The sequence below is a fragment of the Pseudomonas sp. C11 genome, from assembly GCF_034683865.1.
Classification (GTDB): Bacteria; Pseudomonadota; Gammaproteobacteria; order Pseudomonadales; family Pseudomonadaceae; genus Aquipseudomonas.
Window position 1 is genome coordinate 129,012 of record NZ_JAWIIP010000007.1, and the last position, 15,802, is coordinate 144,813.

Annotated in this window: 16 protein-coding genes; 5 read left to right on the plus strand and 11 right to left on the minus strand. The window is 65.0% G+C overall.

Annotation, left to right across the window (positions count from 1 at the left end):
• Positions 1 to 24 precede the first annotated feature (24 nt).
• The 3 genes from VC352_RS13055 to VC352_RS13065 form a co-directional block, all read right to left on the minus strand.
• Positions 25 to 582: an L-threonylcarbamoyladenylate synthase gene (locus VC352_RS13055; RefSeq protein WP_322979988.1), complete on the minus strand. Its 558-nt coding sequence runs from the start codon at positions 580 to 582 to the stop codon at positions 25 to 27.
• 74 nt (positions 583 to 656) lie between these two features.
• Positions 657 to 1,760, minus strand: coding sequence for a DNA-processing protein DprA (gene dprA, locus VC352_RS13060; RefSeq protein WP_322979989.1), 1,104 nt, complete (start codon positions 1,758 to 1,760; stop codon positions 657 to 659).
• A gap of 82 nt (positions 1,761 to 1,842) precedes the next feature.
• Complete coding sequence (locus tag VC352_RS13065; protein ID WP_322979990.1) at positions 1,843 to 2,880, minus strand: LysM peptidoglycan-binding domain-containing protein; 1,038 nt, start codon at positions 2,878 to 2,880, stop codon at positions 1,843 to 1,845.
• Positions 2,881 to 3,032: 152 nt separating this feature from the next.
• Here VC352_RS13065 and def point away from each other — a divergent pair, with 152 nt between their 5' ends.
• From def to VC352_RS13090, 5 genes are all read left to right on the plus strand, one after another.
• Positions 3,033 to 3,539 carry a peptide deformylase gene (gene def, locus VC352_RS13070; protein ID WP_322979991.1) on the plus strand — a complete coding sequence of 169 codons (507 nt, stop codon included), beginning with the start codon at positions 3,033 to 3,035 and terminating at the stop codon, positions 3,537 to 3,539.
• A 56-nt stretch (positions 3,540 to 3,595) separates the two neighbouring features.
• Positions 3,596 to 4,528 (plus strand): methionyl-tRNA formyltransferase, encoded by a 933-nt coding sequence (gene fmt, locus VC352_RS13075; protein WP_322979992.1) that lies wholly within the window; start codon positions 3,596 to 3,598, stop codon positions 4,526 to 4,528.
• On the plus strand, positions 4,525 to 5,838 hold the full coding sequence (gene rsmB / locus VC352_RS13080) for a 16S rRNA (cytosine(967)-C(5))-methyltransferase RsmB (protein WP_322979993.1): 1,314 nt from the start codon (positions 4,525 to 4,527) through the stop codon (positions 5,836 to 5,838). Before fmt ends, rsmB begins: the two co-directional genes overlap by 4 nt.
• An 11-nt stretch (positions 5,839 to 5,849) precedes the next feature.
• Positions 5,850 to 7,223 carry a Trk system potassium transporter TrkA gene (trkA, locus tag VC352_RS13085; RefSeq protein WP_322979994.1) on the plus strand — a complete coding sequence of 458 codons (1,374 nt, stop codon included), beginning with the start codon at positions 5,850 to 5,852 and terminating at the stop codon, positions 7,221 to 7,223.
• Positions 7,224 to 7,298: 75 nt separating this feature from the next.
• A complete protein-coding gene (locus VC352_RS13090; RefSeq protein WP_322979995.1) occupies positions 7,299 to 7,625 on the plus strand; it encodes a tetratricopeptide repeat protein in 327 nt (108 codons plus the stop codon).
• A 117-nt stretch (positions 7,626 to 7,742) separates the two neighbouring features.
• On the opposite strand, the gene VC352_RS13095 is transcribed toward VC352_RS13090, so the two are convergent.
• From VC352_RS13095 to VC352_RS13130, 8 genes are all read right to left on the minus strand, one after another.
• Positions 7,743 to 8,393, minus strand: a complete 651-nt coding sequence (locus VC352_RS13095; protein ID WP_322979996.1) for a 7-cyano-7-deazaguanine/7-aminomethyl-7-deazaguanine transporter — start codon at positions 8,391 to 8,393, stop codon at positions 7,743 to 7,745.
• A gap of 139 nt (positions 8,394 to 8,532) precedes the next feature.
• Positions 8,533 to 8,904: a C40 family peptidase gene (locus VC352_RS13100; RefSeq protein WP_416340166.1), complete on the minus strand. Its 372-nt coding sequence runs from the start codon at positions 8,902 to 8,904 to the stop codon at positions 8,533 to 8,535.
• A gap of 310 nt (positions 8,905 to 9,214) precedes the next feature.
• Positions 9,215 to 10,468, minus strand: a complete 1,254-nt coding sequence (locus VC352_RS13105; RefSeq protein ID WP_416340167.1) for a virulence factor family protein — start codon at positions 10,466 to 10,468, stop codon at positions 9,215 to 9,217.
• Position 10,469: 1 nt separating this feature from the next.
• Positions 10,470 to 13,112 carry a bifunctional lysylphosphatidylglycerol flippase/synthetase MprF gene (gene mprF / locus VC352_RS13110; RefSeq protein ID WP_322979998.1) on the minus strand — a complete coding sequence of 881 codons (2,643 nt, stop codon included), beginning with the start codon at positions 13,110 to 13,112 and terminating at the stop codon, positions 10,470 to 10,472.
• Between the two features lie 140 nt (positions 13,113 to 13,252).
• Positions 13,253 to 13,519 (minus strand): PilZ domain-containing protein, encoded by a 267-nt coding sequence (locus tag VC352_RS13115; protein WP_322979999.1) that lies wholly within the window; start codon positions 13,517 to 13,519, stop codon positions 13,253 to 13,255.
• Between the two features lie 130 nt (positions 13,520 to 13,649).
• Complete coding sequence (locus VC352_RS13120; protein ID WP_322980000.1) at positions 13,650 to 14,537, minus strand: lysophospholipid acyltransferase; 888 nt, start codon at positions 14,535 to 14,537, stop codon at positions 13,650 to 13,652.
• Positions 14,538 to 14,591: 54 nt separating this feature from the next.
• Entirely contained in the window at positions 14,592 to 15,200 is a 609-nt protein-coding gene (locus VC352_RS13125) for a pyridoxamine 5'-phosphate oxidase family protein (protein WP_322980001.1), read from the minus strand.
• On the minus strand, positions 15,197 to 15,751 hold the full coding sequence (locus tag VC352_RS13130) for a DNA-3-methyladenine glycosylase I (protein ID WP_322980002.1): 555 nt from the start codon (positions 15,749 to 15,751) through the stop codon (positions 15,197 to 15,199). The genes VC352_RS13125 and VC352_RS13130 overlap by 4 nt, the downstream gene beginning before the upstream one ends.
• Between the last annotated feature and the right edge of the window lie 51 nt (positions 15,752 to 15,802).

The window sequence follows — 15,802 nt, forward strand, 5'->3', positions numbered from 1 at the left end:
GCTCGCTCCTACAAGGTGTGGTGGTCACGACGGCCGAATCACATCGCCCGTGCGCAGGTCGCGGATCAGACTGGGATTCTTGCGCCCACCCAGCGCGCCGCCGAGCACCTTGTCCAGCTCCCCCGCGAAATACTGCTCGACGCGCAGGCGCGCACGCGCAGCGGGTCGACCGGCCGGGTTGGCCGAGGTGGAAATCAGCGGCCCGCTCAGGCGGCAAAGCGCACGCACCACAGGGTGAGCACTGACACGCAACGCCACGCTATCGTGCTCACCCGTCACCCACTCGGGCAAACGCCCCTGATGTGGCACCAGCCAGGTATTGGGCCCAGGCCAGCTACCAGCCAGCCGTTCCTGCCAGACGTCAGGCAGATCAGCGAGGAGAAAGTCGAACTGTTCGATCTCATCGGCCACCAGGATCAGGCCCTTGTGCAGCGGCCTGTTTTTAAGCGCCAGCAGGCGGTCGACCGCCAACTCGTTCCACGGATCGCAACCCAGGCCCCAGACCGCCTCGGTCGGGTAGGCAATCACCCCGCCGGCATGAACCACGCGCGCCGTTTGCTGCACCTGCCAGTTACTGGTCATGGCTGTCTCTCGCTAGGGAATGAGCGGCAGTCTATCCAAGCCGGCCCCAGGACTCTAACCCGCAGGCGATCCGGCTAGCGGCTGCGTGCCAGCCAGCGCCCGGACTCGTTGCACACCAGGCCGTCGAGTTCCAGCTCGGTCAGCGCCGCCAGTACATCGGACAGCGCCCAGCCACTGGCCTGCACCAGGGCCTCGCTGCTATGCGGCGCGGCATGCAGCAGCGCCAGCAGAGGATGTTCCACTGCCGCGGGCGCTTGGGATTTGCCTGGCGCCATCGGCACCTGCCAGCCACGTAACGCCTCCAGGATGTGCTCCACGCTCTCCACCAGGGTGGCACCGTCGCGGATCAGCTGATGACAGCCGCGCGCGCCGGGATGATGGATCGAACCGGGAATGGCGTAGACCTCGCGGCCCTGCTCGGCCGCCAGTCGTGCGGTGATCAGCGAACCGCTGGACGGGCTGGCCTCGACCACCAGCACACCGAGTGACAGGCCGCTGATGATGCGATTGCGCCGGGGAAAGTTGCTGGCCTGTGGCATGCAATCCAGCGGCAGCTCGGAAACCAGCGCACTGCCCTGCTCGATGATCTGCGCAGCCAGCCGCTTGTGCCGCGCCGGATACAGGCACTTGAGACCTGTACCGAGTACGGCGATGGTCTTGCCGCCACCTTCCAGCGCACCCTGGTGCGCGGCTCCGTCGATGCCCAGCGCCAGGCCACTGGTGATGACGAAACCACCGGCCGCCAGACTACGGGCGAAGGCGCGTGCATTATCCAGACCCGGGCCAGATGCTCGGCGGCTGCCGACCATGGCCAGCTGCGGCGCTTCCAACAGTTGTGGATCGCCGGCAACGAACAGCAGTGGCGGCGCATCGTTCAACTCGGCCAGCAAAGCCGGGTAATTGGGGTCGTCCCACATCAGCAGATGCTGGCCCGGCTGTTCGAGCCAGGCCAAGGCAGCGGCCGCCCGCTCGCGTATCGACTCGCTGCGTCGGGGTTCGGCACAGGCTGCTGGCAACCCCAGCGCCCGCCAGGCACTGGCAGGCGCACTGAGGGCGGCCGAGGCGCTGTCGAAAGCGCTGAGCAGTTTGCGGAAACGACGCGGCCCCAGCTCAGGCAGCAGGTGCAAGCGCAGGCGGGCTTCGAGTTCGGCGGGGGAAAGCGAGGAGGCTGCAGGCATGGCAATTCGTCCCTGATAAGTGCTGCCGCCATCCTGGCGACCTGAAAGCACGAGCCCCGCACTGGGCGGGGCTCGTTGGGTATTACGGGTTGCGGATCTTGTCCATCACTGCCAACTGCCGGCTAGCCTGCAGCACCAGGCCGTAGCTGAGCTTGTCGTAGGTGCGGAAGATCATCAGCAGGCCAGAGCGCTCGTCCGGAATCTTCACGCTTTCGCCGGTTACGCGATCACGTACGGTCTCGCCGGTCTTGTACACTGCCAGTACGTTGCCGATTTCCAGGCCGTCATTTGCGCCCTTGTTCACGGTCACCACGTCGAACTGGCCGATCTGCGTCACGCCACGCGGCACATCGAGGATCAGGCCATTGATCTCGCTGGTCGGTTCGCTGGGCATAAAGGTCGAGTTGATGGCGCGCTCTTCGGTAGGGAACAGGCGATCACCGAGACGCACCTCCTGAGTCGAACGACTCAGCAACAGGGTGCCGACATCGCCTTCTTCGGCGACGATCTCGCCAGTACCGATGTCATCGGCGTTGATACCAAGGAATTCCTTGGTTTCCGGATCCAGGTAGGTCTTGCCCTGACGGAAGATGCCGTACACCGGATGCTGCTCGTCGAACTTGCCACGCGCGTAGATGCGGTCGCCGGCGCCGCTGACCACACGCTCGGCATTACCGGCGACGATGTAGGGCTTGCCGTTGAACTCTTCCGGCGAGTTGACGATGCGGTTGCTCAGCAGGAAGCTGTTGATCGCTTGCAGCGGGATGGTCGGAATGGCTTCGGCCATCGGCGTGGTGCGCACCTGCGGCGACAGCTTGATGGTGCCGCGCGACTCGCCACGATTGAGCATCAGCCGTGGCTCACCGTCGATATAGACGAGGTTGAGGGTATCACCGGGGTAGATCAGGTGCGGGTTGGCCACTTGCGGGTTGGCGTGCCAGATTTCCGGCCACTTCCACGGTTGGCTGAGGAACTTGCCGGAAATATCCCAGAGCGTATCGCCCTTGACCACGGTATAACGATCCGGATGACCATCCTTGAGTTGCACTGCGGCCTGAGCCAAACCGGCCAGGGCCAATCCGCCAGCTGCCAGGAGCAGGGCGAGTAGTGTTTTCCTCATACGGTGAATCCCTTTATTATGTGCCTTCACGTGTAGCGCCCTAGCGCCGCGTCCAAACCCGCTGAATCCGCGGCGTGAAGCCGTTTTTCAATGCTGTTCATCATCTTAGCAGCGGATTTTGACTTTATTCCACAAGTGCATCACAAACGCATATGGCGATCCTGAATATCCTCGAATTTCCTGATCCACGCCTGCGTACCATCGCCAAACCGGTGGACGTCGTGGACGACTCCATCCGTCAACTGGTCGACGACATGTTCGAGACCATGTATGACGCTCCCGGTATCGGCCTGGCCGCGACGCAGGTCAACGTGCACAAGCGCGTGGTGGTCATGGATTTGTCCGAGGACAAGTCCGAGCCACGGGTATTCATCAACCCCGAGTTCGAGTCGTTGACCGACGAGATGGATCAGTACCAGGAAGGCTGCCTGTCGGTGCCCGGCTTCTACGAGAACGTCGACCGCCCACAGAAGGTCAAGATCAAGGCGCTGGATCGCGATGGCCAGCCCTATGAGCTGATCGCCGAAGGCCTGCTCGCCGTGTGCATCCAGCACGAGTGCGATCACCTCAACGGCAAGCTGTTCGTCGACTACCTTTCCAGCCTCAAGCGCGACCGCATCAAGAAGAAGCTGGAAAAACAGCATCGCCAGCGCGCCTGACCCTCGTTTTATTCAAAGGCTTGCCACGGCAAGCCTTTTTCTTTGGTGACTGCCCCATGCGTATCATCTTTGCCGGCACTCCGGAATTCGCCGCCGAACACCTCAAGGCCCTGCTGGCCAGCCCGCACGACATCATCGCCGTCTACACCCAGCCGGATCGTCCGGCCGGCCGTGGCCAGAAGCTGATGCCCAGCCCGGTCAAGCAGCTCGCCGTCGAGCACGGCATCCCGGTCTACCAACCGGCCAGCCTGCGCAACGAAGAGGCTCAGGCCGAGCTGGCCGCACTGCAGCCGGATCTGATGGTGGTGGTCGCCTATGGCCTGATCCTGCCGCAGGTGGTGCTCGACACTCCGCGTCTGGGCTGCATCAACAGCCACGCCTCCTTGCTGCCGCGCTGGCGTGGTGCCGCGCCTATCCAGCGCGCAGTGCAGGCTGGCGATGCCGAAAGCGGTGTCACCGTGATGCAGATGGAAGCCGGCCTCGACACCGGGCCGATGCTGCTCAAAGTCAGCACTCCGATCAGCGCCAGCGACACGGGCGGCAGCCTGCACGACCGCCTCGCCCGGCTCGGCCCGCCGGCCGTACTGCAGGCCATCGATGGTCTGGCCAGCGGCACGCTGAAGGGCGAAGTGCAGGACGATGCCATGGCCAACTACGCCCACAAGCTGAACAAGGACGAAGCGCGCCTGGACTTCAGCCGGCCGGCCGTTGAACTGGAGCGCCTGGTGCGCGCCTTCCATCCCTGGCCGATCTGCCACACCACGCTGGGCAGTGATGCACTCAAGGTGCATGCCGCCGAAATCGGCGAGGGCAAAGGCACCCCAGGCAGCATTCTCGCTGCCGATAAATACGGCCTGACCGTGGCCTGCGGCGAAGGCGCGCTACGCCTGACTCGCCTGCAGTTGCCCGGCGGCAAGCCGCTGGCTTTCGCCGACCTCTATAACAGCCGCCGCGAGCAGTTCGCCCCCGGCCTGGTGCTCGGTCAATGACCCCGCGTCTGGCTGCCGCCCGCGCCCTGACCGCCGTGCTCTCCGGCAAGGCCTCGCTGGGCAGCAGCCTGCCGCCACAGTTGGACAAGGTCGAGCATCATGATCGCGCCCTGGCCCAGGATCTGGCCTTCGGCGCCGCGCGCTGGCAGCCACGCCTGCAGCTGCTGGCCGAGAAGCTGCTGGAAAAACCCTTCAAGGCCGCCGACAAGGATGTGGAAGCGCTGCTGCTGATTGGCCTCTACCAGTTGCTGCACAGCCGCATCCCCGAGCACGCCGCCATCGGCGAAACGGTCGGCTGCGCCGGCGCGCTGAAAAAGCCCTGGGCCAAGGGCCTGCTCAACGCCGTGCTGCGCCGCGCCCAGCGCGAACATGAAGCGATTTTCGCCGAACTCGATCGCGACCCAGTGCTGCACACCGCGCACCCGCGCTGGCTGCAGAAGGCGCTCAAGGCGCACTGGCCCGAGCACTGGCAAGCCATCTGCGCCGCCAACAACGCGCATCCGCCGCTGATCCTGCGGGTCAATCGCCGCCATGGCAGCCGCGACGCCTACCTCGAAGAATTGCGCAGTGCCGGCATCGCTGCCGAGCCCTGCATCTTCAGCCGTGACGGTATGCGCCTGCTGCAACCCTGCGACGTGACCACCCTGCCAGGCTTCAAGGACGGCCGCGTCAGCGTGCAGGACGAAGCTGCGCAACTGGCCGCCGACCTGCTCGAACTGGCGCCGGACCAACGCGTACTGGACGCCTGCGCCGCACCGGGCGGCAAGACCTGCCACCTGCTGGAAGTCGAACCGGCGCTGGCCGAAGTGGTCGCCGTCGATCTGGAGGCCAAGCGCCTGGCGCGCGTGCGCGAGAACCTCGACCGCCTGCACCTGGACGCGGTGCTGATCGCCGCCGATGGCCGCGATACCGCCGCCTGGTGGGATGGTCAGCCGTTCCAGCGCATTCTGCTCGACGCGCCCTGTTCGGCCACCGGCGTGATCCGCCGCCACCCGGACATCAAGCTGACCCGGCAGCCCGAGGACATTCCCGCCTTGGCGCAATTGCAGGGCGAGCTGCTCGATGCCCTGTGGCCGACCCTGGCCCCCGGCGGCATCCTGCTCTACGCCACCTGCTCGGTGCTGCCGACGGAAAACAGCGAGAGCATCGCCAACTTCCTCGCCCGCACCCCGGATGCCCAGGAACTGCCCATCGCCGGTGAGTTCGGCTTGCAGCCGGCGCACGGCCGCCAGCTGCTGCCGCAGCAAGACGGCCACGATGGCTTCTACTATGCCAAGCTGTTCAAGACCGCTGTGACCGACCACAGCTAACGGAGCGATCAGTGAAAATCATCATTCTCGGCGCCGGCCAGGTAGGCGGCACCCTGGCCGAACACCTGGCCAGCGAAGCCAACGACATCACCGTGGTCGACACCGACGGCGACCGCCTGCGCGACCTCGGCGACCGCCTGGACATCCGCACCGTGCAGGGCAAGGGTTCCTTCCCCACCGTGCTGCGCCAGGCCGGTGCCGACGACGCCGACATGCTGGTGGCGGTGACCAACAGCGACGAAGTCAACATGATCGCCTGCCAGGTCGCCTACACCCTGTTCCACACCCCCACACGCATCGCCCGCGTGCGCGAGTCGGCCTACCTGACCCGCGAGGCGCTGTTCGACAACGAGGCGATCCCGGTCGACGTGCTGATCAGCCCCGAGCAGGTGGTGACCAACTACATCAAGCGCCTGATCGAATACCCCGGCGCCCTGCAGGTGATCGACTTCGCCGAAGGCAAGGCGCAACTGGTGGCGGTCAAGGCCTACTACGGCGGCCCGCTGGTGGGCCAGCAACTGCGCCAGCTGCGCGCGCACATGCCCACCGTGGACACCCGCGTCGCCGCGATTTTCCGCCGCAACCGGCCGATCATGCCGCAGGGCGACACCATCATCGAAGCGGACGACGAAGTCTTCTTCATCGCCGCCAAGGCGCACATCCGCGCGGTGATGAGCGAGATGCGACGCCTCGAGGACAGCTACAAGCGCGTGGTCATCGCCGGTGGCGGGCATATCGGCGAACGCCTGGCCGAAGCCATCGAGAGCCGCTATCAGGTGAAGATCATCGAGATGAGCCCGGCGCGCTGCCGCTACCTGTCGGAGCACCTGGAAAGCACCATCGTGCTGCAAGGCAGCGCCTCGGATCGGGATCTGCTGGTGGAAGAGAACATCAGCGACGCCGACATCTTCCTCGCCCTGACCAACGATGACGAGGCCAACATCATGTCCTCGTTGCTAGCCAAGCGCCTGGGCGCGCGCAAGGTGATGACCATCATCAACAACCCGGCCTACGTCGACCTGGTGCAGGGCGGAGAGATCGACATCGCCATCAGCCCGCAGCTGGCCACCATCGGCACCCTGCTGACTCATGTGCGCCGTGGCGATATCGAGAGCGTGCACAGCCTGCGCCGGGGCGCAGCAGAAGCGCTGGAGGTGATCGCCCACGGTGACGCCAAGTCGAGCAAGGTGATCGGCCGCATGATCGGCGATATCGCTCTGCCGCCCAGCACCACCATCGGCGCCATCATCCGTGACGAGGAAGTGCTGATCGCTCACGACGACACGGTGATCGAGTCCGGCGACCACGTCATCCTGTTCCTGGTCGACAAGAAGTACATCCGTGACGTCGAGCGCCTGTTCCAGGCGGGCCTGACGTTCTTCTGAGCCAAACCGTCGCCCGGATGCACCGGCACGGTTCGTCCCCGGATTACATCCGGGCTACATCAGCGGAGAAGCTTCATGAGCACCGAAGCACTGGAAAAGATGCTGGCCAAGGGCATGGACAACGCCCTGCTGCGCTTCGGCCTGGGTAAAGGCCATCTGGATGCCGGCGATACCGCCCAGGCCGCCGAGCACCTGCAGCGCTGCGTCGCCTTCGACCCGAGCTATTCCGCCGCCTGGAAACTGCTGGGTAAGGCGCTGCAGGCCGCAGGCGATGAGGATGGCGCGCGCCAAGCCTGGCAACAGGGCATCGCCGCCGCCCAGGCCAAGGGCGACAAACAGGCCGAGAAGGAAATGGGCGTGTTTTTGCGCAAGCTGGACAAGTCCGCGAGCAATCGCGGCTAAAGCCCCTCCCACAAGCGCTCTAATACCCCGTGGGAGGCGCTTTAGCGGCGAGTTTTTTACGGCCGACTCAGCAGCGTAGCCTGGATTACATCCGGGCTACGGTAGGCGCGACGCGACTCAGGCGGTAGCGGCACGCTGCGGCAGGGCACGCACGATGGCGCTGAGCAGCATGCCGTAAAGCGGCACGAACAGCATCAGGCTGATGCTCAGCTTGATCACGTAGTCCACCGTGGCGATCTCCACCCAGTTGGCCGCCATGAAGGGATCGTCGCTGTGCCAGAAGGCCACCGAGAAGAACAGGAAGGTATCGAGCAGGTTACCGAGAATGGTCGAAGCGGTCGGCGCAATCCACCACTGGCGCATCCTGCGCAGGCGGTCGAACACCTGAATGTCGAGCAACTGGCCGAAGGCGTAGGCAAGGAAGCTGGCCACGGCGATACGGAACACGAACAGGTTGAACTCACCCAGCGTCGCCAGGCCGCCGAACGCGCCCTCGTGGAACAGTACAGAAACCACGTAGGAAGCGACCAGCGCCGGCAGCATCACGCGGGCGATCACCACGCGCGCGGAATGCTTGCCGATCAGGCGCACGGTGAGGTCGGTGGCCAGGAAGATGAATGGAAAGCTGAACGCGCCCCAGGTGGTATGCCAGCCGAACAGGGTGATCGGCAGCTGCACCAGGTAGTTGCTGGCGATGATGATGAGGATGTGGAAGGCGATCAGGCCGGCCAGCACGGGCCGACTGACCGACGCGGGAATCAGGGTCATGTCGATGTCCTTTTTCGTAGAGTGGGGTGAGGGAACCCACTGCCGCAGCCGACATGGCCGCGAGCGGCGCGCATTCTAACGCGATCTTGACCCTGGAGATAGGTTTGCGGCGGCCATCGGCGCACCGCTCATCCGTTGTTCATGCCTCAGGCACCACGCGTTTGGCCAGTTGGAAGTGGCGCTTCCAGTACGGCGTGTTGAGCCGATCAATGCGCACGTTGGCGCCGCGCCGCGGCGCGTGGATGAAACGTCCCTCACCCAGATAGATGGCGACGTGATCCACCGAGCGGCTGCGAATACGGAAGAACAGCAGATCCCCCGGCTGCAGATCGTGCCGCTCGACCGAGGGCGCATCGACGCGCGACAGCTCATGCGAGGTGCGCGGCAGATCGAGGTCGTCGAGGGGTTTGAAGGCGTACTGCACCAGACCGCTGCAATCGAACCCCTGCTTGGGGCTGGCACCGCCCCAGCGATAGGGCTTGCCCAGGGCCGCGAGGGCGCGATTGATCACCTCACGGGTCGGTGCAGGGTCAGCCTGTTGGCTGGGAGCCGGAATGGTCTGTATGCGAAAGGTGGCGGAGGCTTCGGCACAAATCCCGAATAAAAGAGCGCCTCCAAGACAAAATGACATGAAAATCTTATTCAAACCCAGTAACCCTGGTTAGCGGCCTATGCTCGGATTCCCTTCCAAATCATGGCGTTGCATCGAAAATGGCATCCAACCCATCCGGATCACGGACTGCCGATGCAGGCTCAGGGTTCATTTTGGGTAGCGCTTGACCGACGAACGGCACCCTCTCTGGTGCCGTTCGCGGTGGATTTCAGGGCGTCTGCCGCGCCTTGATCGCCGCCAGCATCTTCTGCGCCAGCGCGTCGTAGTCTTCGTCGAAGTGATGGCCGCCCGTAATTTCCAGGCGCTCGCCCACGGCGCCCGGTGCCGTGCAGCCACTGTCTGGCGCCTCTTCGCTGCCGTAGATGCACAGCACCTTGGCCGGCGGCAGGCGCTGCATTTCCGGGCCGGTCGGCGCCTCCGCGCCATCCTTGCCGAGCCAGCCACTGACGGCGATTTCGAAGCTGCCACTGCGAGCGAAGGCCAGCAGCAGGATGGCGTCAACCTGTTGCTGGTCGCTGGCCGGCAGGCGGTTGTAGATGGCGGGCAAGACGTCCGCGCCGAAGGAGTAGCCGGCCAGCACGAAACGCTTCACATGCCATTTGTCGCGGTACTGCTGCATCAGCCGCGACAGGTCGGCGGCGCTCTGCTCCGGGCTCTTGTGCTGCCAGTAGTAGCGCAGGGTGTCGATGCCCACCACCGGATAGCCGGCAGTCGCCATGTGCTCGGCCGAGGCGCGATCCAGATCGCGCCAGCCGCCGTCACCGGAATAGAACAGGGTCAGGGTGTCAGCCGGTTGCGCCGCCGGATGCTCGATCACCGGCATGGTGCTGCCCTGGCCGGCCAGCATGTGCTGCAACTGATCGGCCAGCAGGCTCTGCAAGGGCGCCTCCAAGGTGCCGATGCGCGGCTCGCCATTGGCCTGCTCGCGCAGGAAGCGTGCGTTGTCATCACCCGGATTGTCATTCCACAGGGCGACCCAGTGACCATGCGCGGCCTTTTGCGGCAGCGGATTGGGGCAGTCGGGGGTGGCCAGATCGAAGCCCACCGACAGCGCCTGCGCCTGATCGTCCGTCTGCGTCGCCAACCAGCGCCAGGCGCTTGCAGCCGCCGGGCCGATGCCGGCGACCAGGGTCGGCTCGCCGTCCAACTGCTCGCGCGCCTGGTCGATCAGGCGTTGCTGAGCGGCGCAGTCACCGGCCATGAACGGCACCTGCAGCAGGCGCAGATCGCCCACCTCGGCCAAGCGCCGCAGCGTCGCACCATCCAGCGCCTGATCGGCCGGGGCGATCAGCAGCACGCGCTGACGTGCCTCACCCTGACTCAGCAACTGCGCTGGCGCGCCTTGCACCTGCACCGTTTCCAGATGCGGTACCGCGCGCATCGACCACCACCAGGTTGCCGCACCGCCGGCCAGTGCCGCGACCAGCACGACACCACCCAGCGTTCTTTTCATCCTGCTCATCTCAACGCCTCACCAATCCACCCAACCCGCCAGCGATCAGCGCCGCGGTGTCGGCCAATGCCACCCAGGGATCGAGCCCAGCTGGCACGGCCAGGTAGCGCGGCTCCCACTGTGGCAGGAACTTGTCCTTGAAGCGACGCAGACCCTGGAAGTTATAGAAGCTTTCACCACGGTCGAACACCAGCGCACCCAGGCGCAGCGGCAGCGGCGCGCCCTTGCGCGTCTGCAGGCCGGCCAGCGGCACCATGCCCAGGCTGAAGCGCGCATAGCCCTCGCTCTGGAACTGCTGGATCAGGCCGAGCATGAGGAATTCCATGGTCGACTTCGGCGCATCCGGCAGCACGCGCATCAGGTCGAGGCTGGCCACCGCGCGCGTCTCACATTCCAGCAGGTTGGCGAAAGCGACCGCGCGACCCTCGAAGCGCACCACCACGACGCGAAAATGCGCCAGGTACTCGGGGCTGAAACGGCCGAGGGAAAAGCCCTTCTCGCGCACGCTCTTGCCCTGTAGCCAGGCATCGGAAATGGCGTGCAGCTCCTCCATCGGCACCTGGCCGGGGGCATGGAACTCCAGGCTCAGGCCATCGCGCTGGCCACGGTTCCAGGTGTAGCGCAGGGCTTTCATTTCCTTGCCGTTGCTGGCCAGGTCGAAGGTTTTCAGATCCACCAGGGCCTCTTCGCCGAGCTTCAGCGCGGTCAGGCCGATGTCGATGTAGCCGGGCAGGTTCTCGGCACGCACCTGGTAGAACACCGGCCGCGCATGGTGGCGGTCGCACAGGTCGCGGAATTGCCAGATCAGCTCGGCACGCGCGGCTGCCGGCCCGATCGGATCGAACAGCGCCACCAGGCTACGCCCGCGCCGCGCGTACATGAGGAAGGCCTCGCCGTCGGGGTGGAACAGCAGCGCCTTGTCTCCACTGAGAGCCAGGCCGCCTTCGGGCTGGCGCGAAGCCTGGACGATGGCACGCGCACGCAGCAGTGCCTCGCTGTCCGGCAGAAGGATGCTCGGCGGCGTCGCACGTAGCAGCCAGGTCAGGCCAACCGCCAGGAGCACCAGGGCGCTACCCAATGCCGCACGCAGTCCGCGCGGGGCGTTGTCATCCAACTCGAACTGCCACCACAGCTGGTGGCTGTAGGCGACGTCCTGATAGGCGAACAGCAGCAGCCAGACCGAAGCGGCGATCACCCCGACCGTGGCCGCCAGGCCCAGGCCGGAGGCGGGGACATCCATCAACCGACTGCGACGGTAGAACTCACGGCGAAACAGCGCCAGCAGGCCGGCAATGGTCGCCAGAGCCAGCGATTCCGGCCAGTCGAAGCCCTTGAGCAGCGCCAGCACCACGCCCAGGCACAGCAGCACCAGCGTCAGCGCCCAGGCTGCCGACAGGCGCCGCCGCAACCCCTGCGCCAACAGCAGGCACAAGGTACCGACCAGGCTGGCCGCCAGGTGGGAGGCCGCAATCAGCTGCGGCGGCATGAGAAAACCCAGCGCCTCAAGGCGCTCGTCCATGATCGGCGTAACCCCGGAGAACAGCAGCACGGCGCCAGCACCGAATACCAGCATGGCCAGCAACGGTACGGCCATGCCACTGGCCATCCGCGCGACCTGGCGCGGGAACCACAAGCGTCGAGCCTCGGCAGCCAACAGCAGCAAACCGGCGGCCACCAGCGGCAACAGCACGTACAGCAACCGGTAGAGCAGCATCGCCGCGACCAGCGCAGCCGGATCGATGCGCGACGAGAACGCCGCCAGCAGCACCGCTTCGAACACCCCGACACCGCCCGGCACATGGCTCAGCACACCGGCGGCCAGCGCCAGCATGTACACCAGGATGAAGCTGGAGAAAGGCGGCGCTTCCGGCAGCAGCAGGTAGAGCACGCTGCCCGCGATCAGCACATCGAGGCTGCTGATCAGCAATTGCGTCAGGCTCATGCGCAGGCCAGGCAGACGCAGGCTGAAACGCCCCAGATCCACCTGCCAGCAGCCGGGCGCCGGACGTTCGGGCAGGCGCTTGCGGCTGACCAGCACCACCACGACCAGTGCCGCAGCCAGCACGGCAAGCGCCAGCACCCTGAGCACCGGTTCGGGCAGGCGCAGCGCAGCGGAAGCATCCTGCAGGTCGAACAGCGCCGCCAACGCGGCCAGGATCGGCAAGCTGACGCCGAGCGAGAGACTGGCGAACAGGCTCATGCGCGCGACGTCACCGGCGCCCAGGCCATTACGTCCGTAAAGGCGATAACGCACCGAACCACCAGAAAGAGCCGACAAGCCCACGGCATTGCCGATGGCGAAGGCGCAGAAGCCGCCGAGCGCCAGCATCGGCGCCGGCAGGCTGACATTGGCATAGCGACTGGCCGACCACTCATACGCCAGCATCACCATGAAGCCAAGAACCGTGGCCAACAGCGCGCCAAACAGCGCCTGCGGCGGCACGGCCGCCAGCGAATCGCGCACCTGATCCGGGTTGATCTCGCGCACCAGATGCCAGCAGGCCACCAACGCCAGACCGAACAGCAGCAGCGACACACTGAGGCCAAGAAGTTGGCGATTACGTTGCAGCCAGCTGGAAGAGGAAGAAACGGAGGGAATGGGAGCCTGCGCCTGAGCGCTGTCCAGGGGAACTTCGGGTACCGCTCGACTCATGTCGAAAACGCCTCGGGTGGACGCAACCTCGGATTGAGGTGTTGGTCAGAGTTCAGATGTAACCAAATGTTCCATTAATCCGGAAAATTAGTACATGCCCTTCCCAGTAAAGCATGCTCCCCACGACGCGCCCGCAGGCGTCAGGCTTCACCGAGAAAGCGCAGGCCGGCGCCTTCACCATCCACCCGCATCACTTCCATGCGCAGAACCGGAGCGGGGAAGGGCAGATCCTGCACCTGGCCGGTGACTTCGGTGCCCACCGTCAGGACGCTCATGTCGGGGTGCTTCACGTACACGCCGCTGTCGGACAGGTCACGGGTCTGCGCCAGCAACTCACCGAAGCTCGGATGGCTGATCTTGATCCGGCACTTCATCGGGGTTCGTACCTGCTGACGCTGATTCGGCATGACGGCTCCAAGAATGGGCGAACGGTGACCTTGCCTTTAATAGCTCATTCCCGTGAAGAGGCCCAGCGGGTGACGGAAAAAAGGCGCCATCGAGGCGCCTTCCTTCATCATCGCGTACACGGGCGGTACATCAGTACCACTTGGCCTCGCCGTCCGGGCGCTTCTTGAAGCGTTTCATGCTCCACATGTACTGGCTCGGATAGTTGCGTACGTAGCGCGATACCACCTCGCTCATGGCCGCCACGCCTTCCTCCACGCTGTCGCTGTACATGCCCTCGGGGGCGGCTTCGAGTATTACCTTGTAGCCACTGCCATCCGGCAGGCGCAGCGCATGCAGAAACACACCAACCGCCTTGCCGCCGGTGAGCATGCCGGGCACGAACTTGCTGGTCAGCGCTGTGGTGCCGAGGAAGGGCACGAACACACCCGACGAGCGGCTCGGCTCCGGATCGGCCGGGATGCCCACCGCGCCCCCCTTGCGCACTTCCTTGATGACACTGAGGATGCCTTCCTTGGTCGAGGGCGCAACGCGGTTGCCCATCTGCACACGCTGCTTCTGCAAAAGCTCGTCGACTGCCTTGAGCTTGGGCGGGCGGTAGAAAATGATCGGTTTGCACTGGTTGCAGTAGAAGTGGTTGAGCACTTCCCAGTTGCCCAGGTGGCTGGTGATGCCGACCACGCCCTTACCCGAGGCCAGCGCCTGCTGCAGCACGTCCAGGCCTTCGACTTCGCGCACCAGCTTGAGCGACTTGTGCGCCGGCCAGATCCAGGCGCAGGCGCTTTCGGTCAGGGTCTTGCCGATGTCCCTGAGGCTCTGCCCGACCAGCTTCTCGCGCTCGGCCTCGCTCAGCTCCGGGAAGCACTTGGCCAGGTTGATGCGCACCACATCGCGCGAGCCGTTCGGCAATTTCCACATCAGCCAGCCGATGGCGCTACCCACCGCCTGCACGGCACGCCAGGGCAGCAGCGCGAACAGGCGCAGGAAACCCACCACCAGGGCGCCCTTGAGTTTATCCACGACAGACTCCACCGCTCAGAAAAGCGCCAAGTGTAGCGACGTGGGCCGATGCAGTCAGTACAGGCTCGTCCGAAGCCGCTGCTGCAGGTCGCGCTCATAAGCCTCGACGTCGAACTCCTCATAGATGCAGCGGAAGATATCGCCAGCACTGGGCAGGCTGGCGCGTTCGACCTGACGCGCGGCATCCCATAGGCCCGAGCGCACTGCGGCCTTGGAGCACTGGAAGTAGCAGCTCTGCACCTGGATGCGCAGCGCGCTGCGCGGCAATTTGCCCTGCGCGCGGCCCAATTCCAGCAGTTCGGGATCGAGGGAAATCTCCGCCCGGCCATTGACCCGCAGGCTCTCGCCGACGCCCGGAATCAGGAACAGCAGCGCCACCTGCGGGTTGTGCACGATGTTGCGCAGGCTGTCGATGCGGTTGTTACCCGGGCGATCCGGCAGCAGCAGGGTGTGGTCGTCGAGGATATGCACGAAGCCCGGTGCATCGCCACGCGGCGAACAGTCCAGCCCATCCGGGCCGGCACTGGCCAGCACCACGAAGGGCGAGGCCTGGATCAACGCGCGGTAGGGTTCGATCAGATGCGGCAGCTCCTTGCGTCGTGAACGCTCGTGGCTGTCGCCATACAGGGCCTGCAGTTCGTCCAGGGTGGTGATGGTGGTCATGAGCCCTTCAAATGCGGGTAGCGGTCGCAGTCGGTGGTGTGATCCATCACCATACCCGTGGCCTGCATGAAGGCATAGCAGATGGTCGGGCCGACGAAGGTGAAGCCGGCCTTCTTCAGCGCCTTGCTCATCGCCTCGGCCTCGGGCGTCACCGCCGGCATCAGGCTGCGATCACTGAAGTGGTTGATCTTCGGCACGCCACCGACGAACGACCAGAGCAGCGTCACCGGGTCTTCCAGCTTCAGCCAGGCCTGAGCGTTCTGCCGCACGGCCTTGAGCTTGAGGCGATTGCGGATGATGCCGGGATCCTGCATCAGCACCTCGATCTCATCGTCACTGAGACGGGCCAGGCGCTCGGGATCGAAACCGTGCAGCACCTGGCGATAGCGCTCGCGCTTCTTCAGCACGGTGATCCATGACAGGCCGGCCTGCGCCCCTTCGAGCAGCAGCATCTCGAACAGATGCAGGGCATCGCGCTGCGGCACGCCCCATTCTTCGTCGTGGTAGGCCTGGTACAACGGATCGTCGGTACACCAGAAGCAGCGCGGCATGGTCGTAGGCCTCGGTCAGGGGTCGAAGCGCTGACTATAGCGGCAAAATAA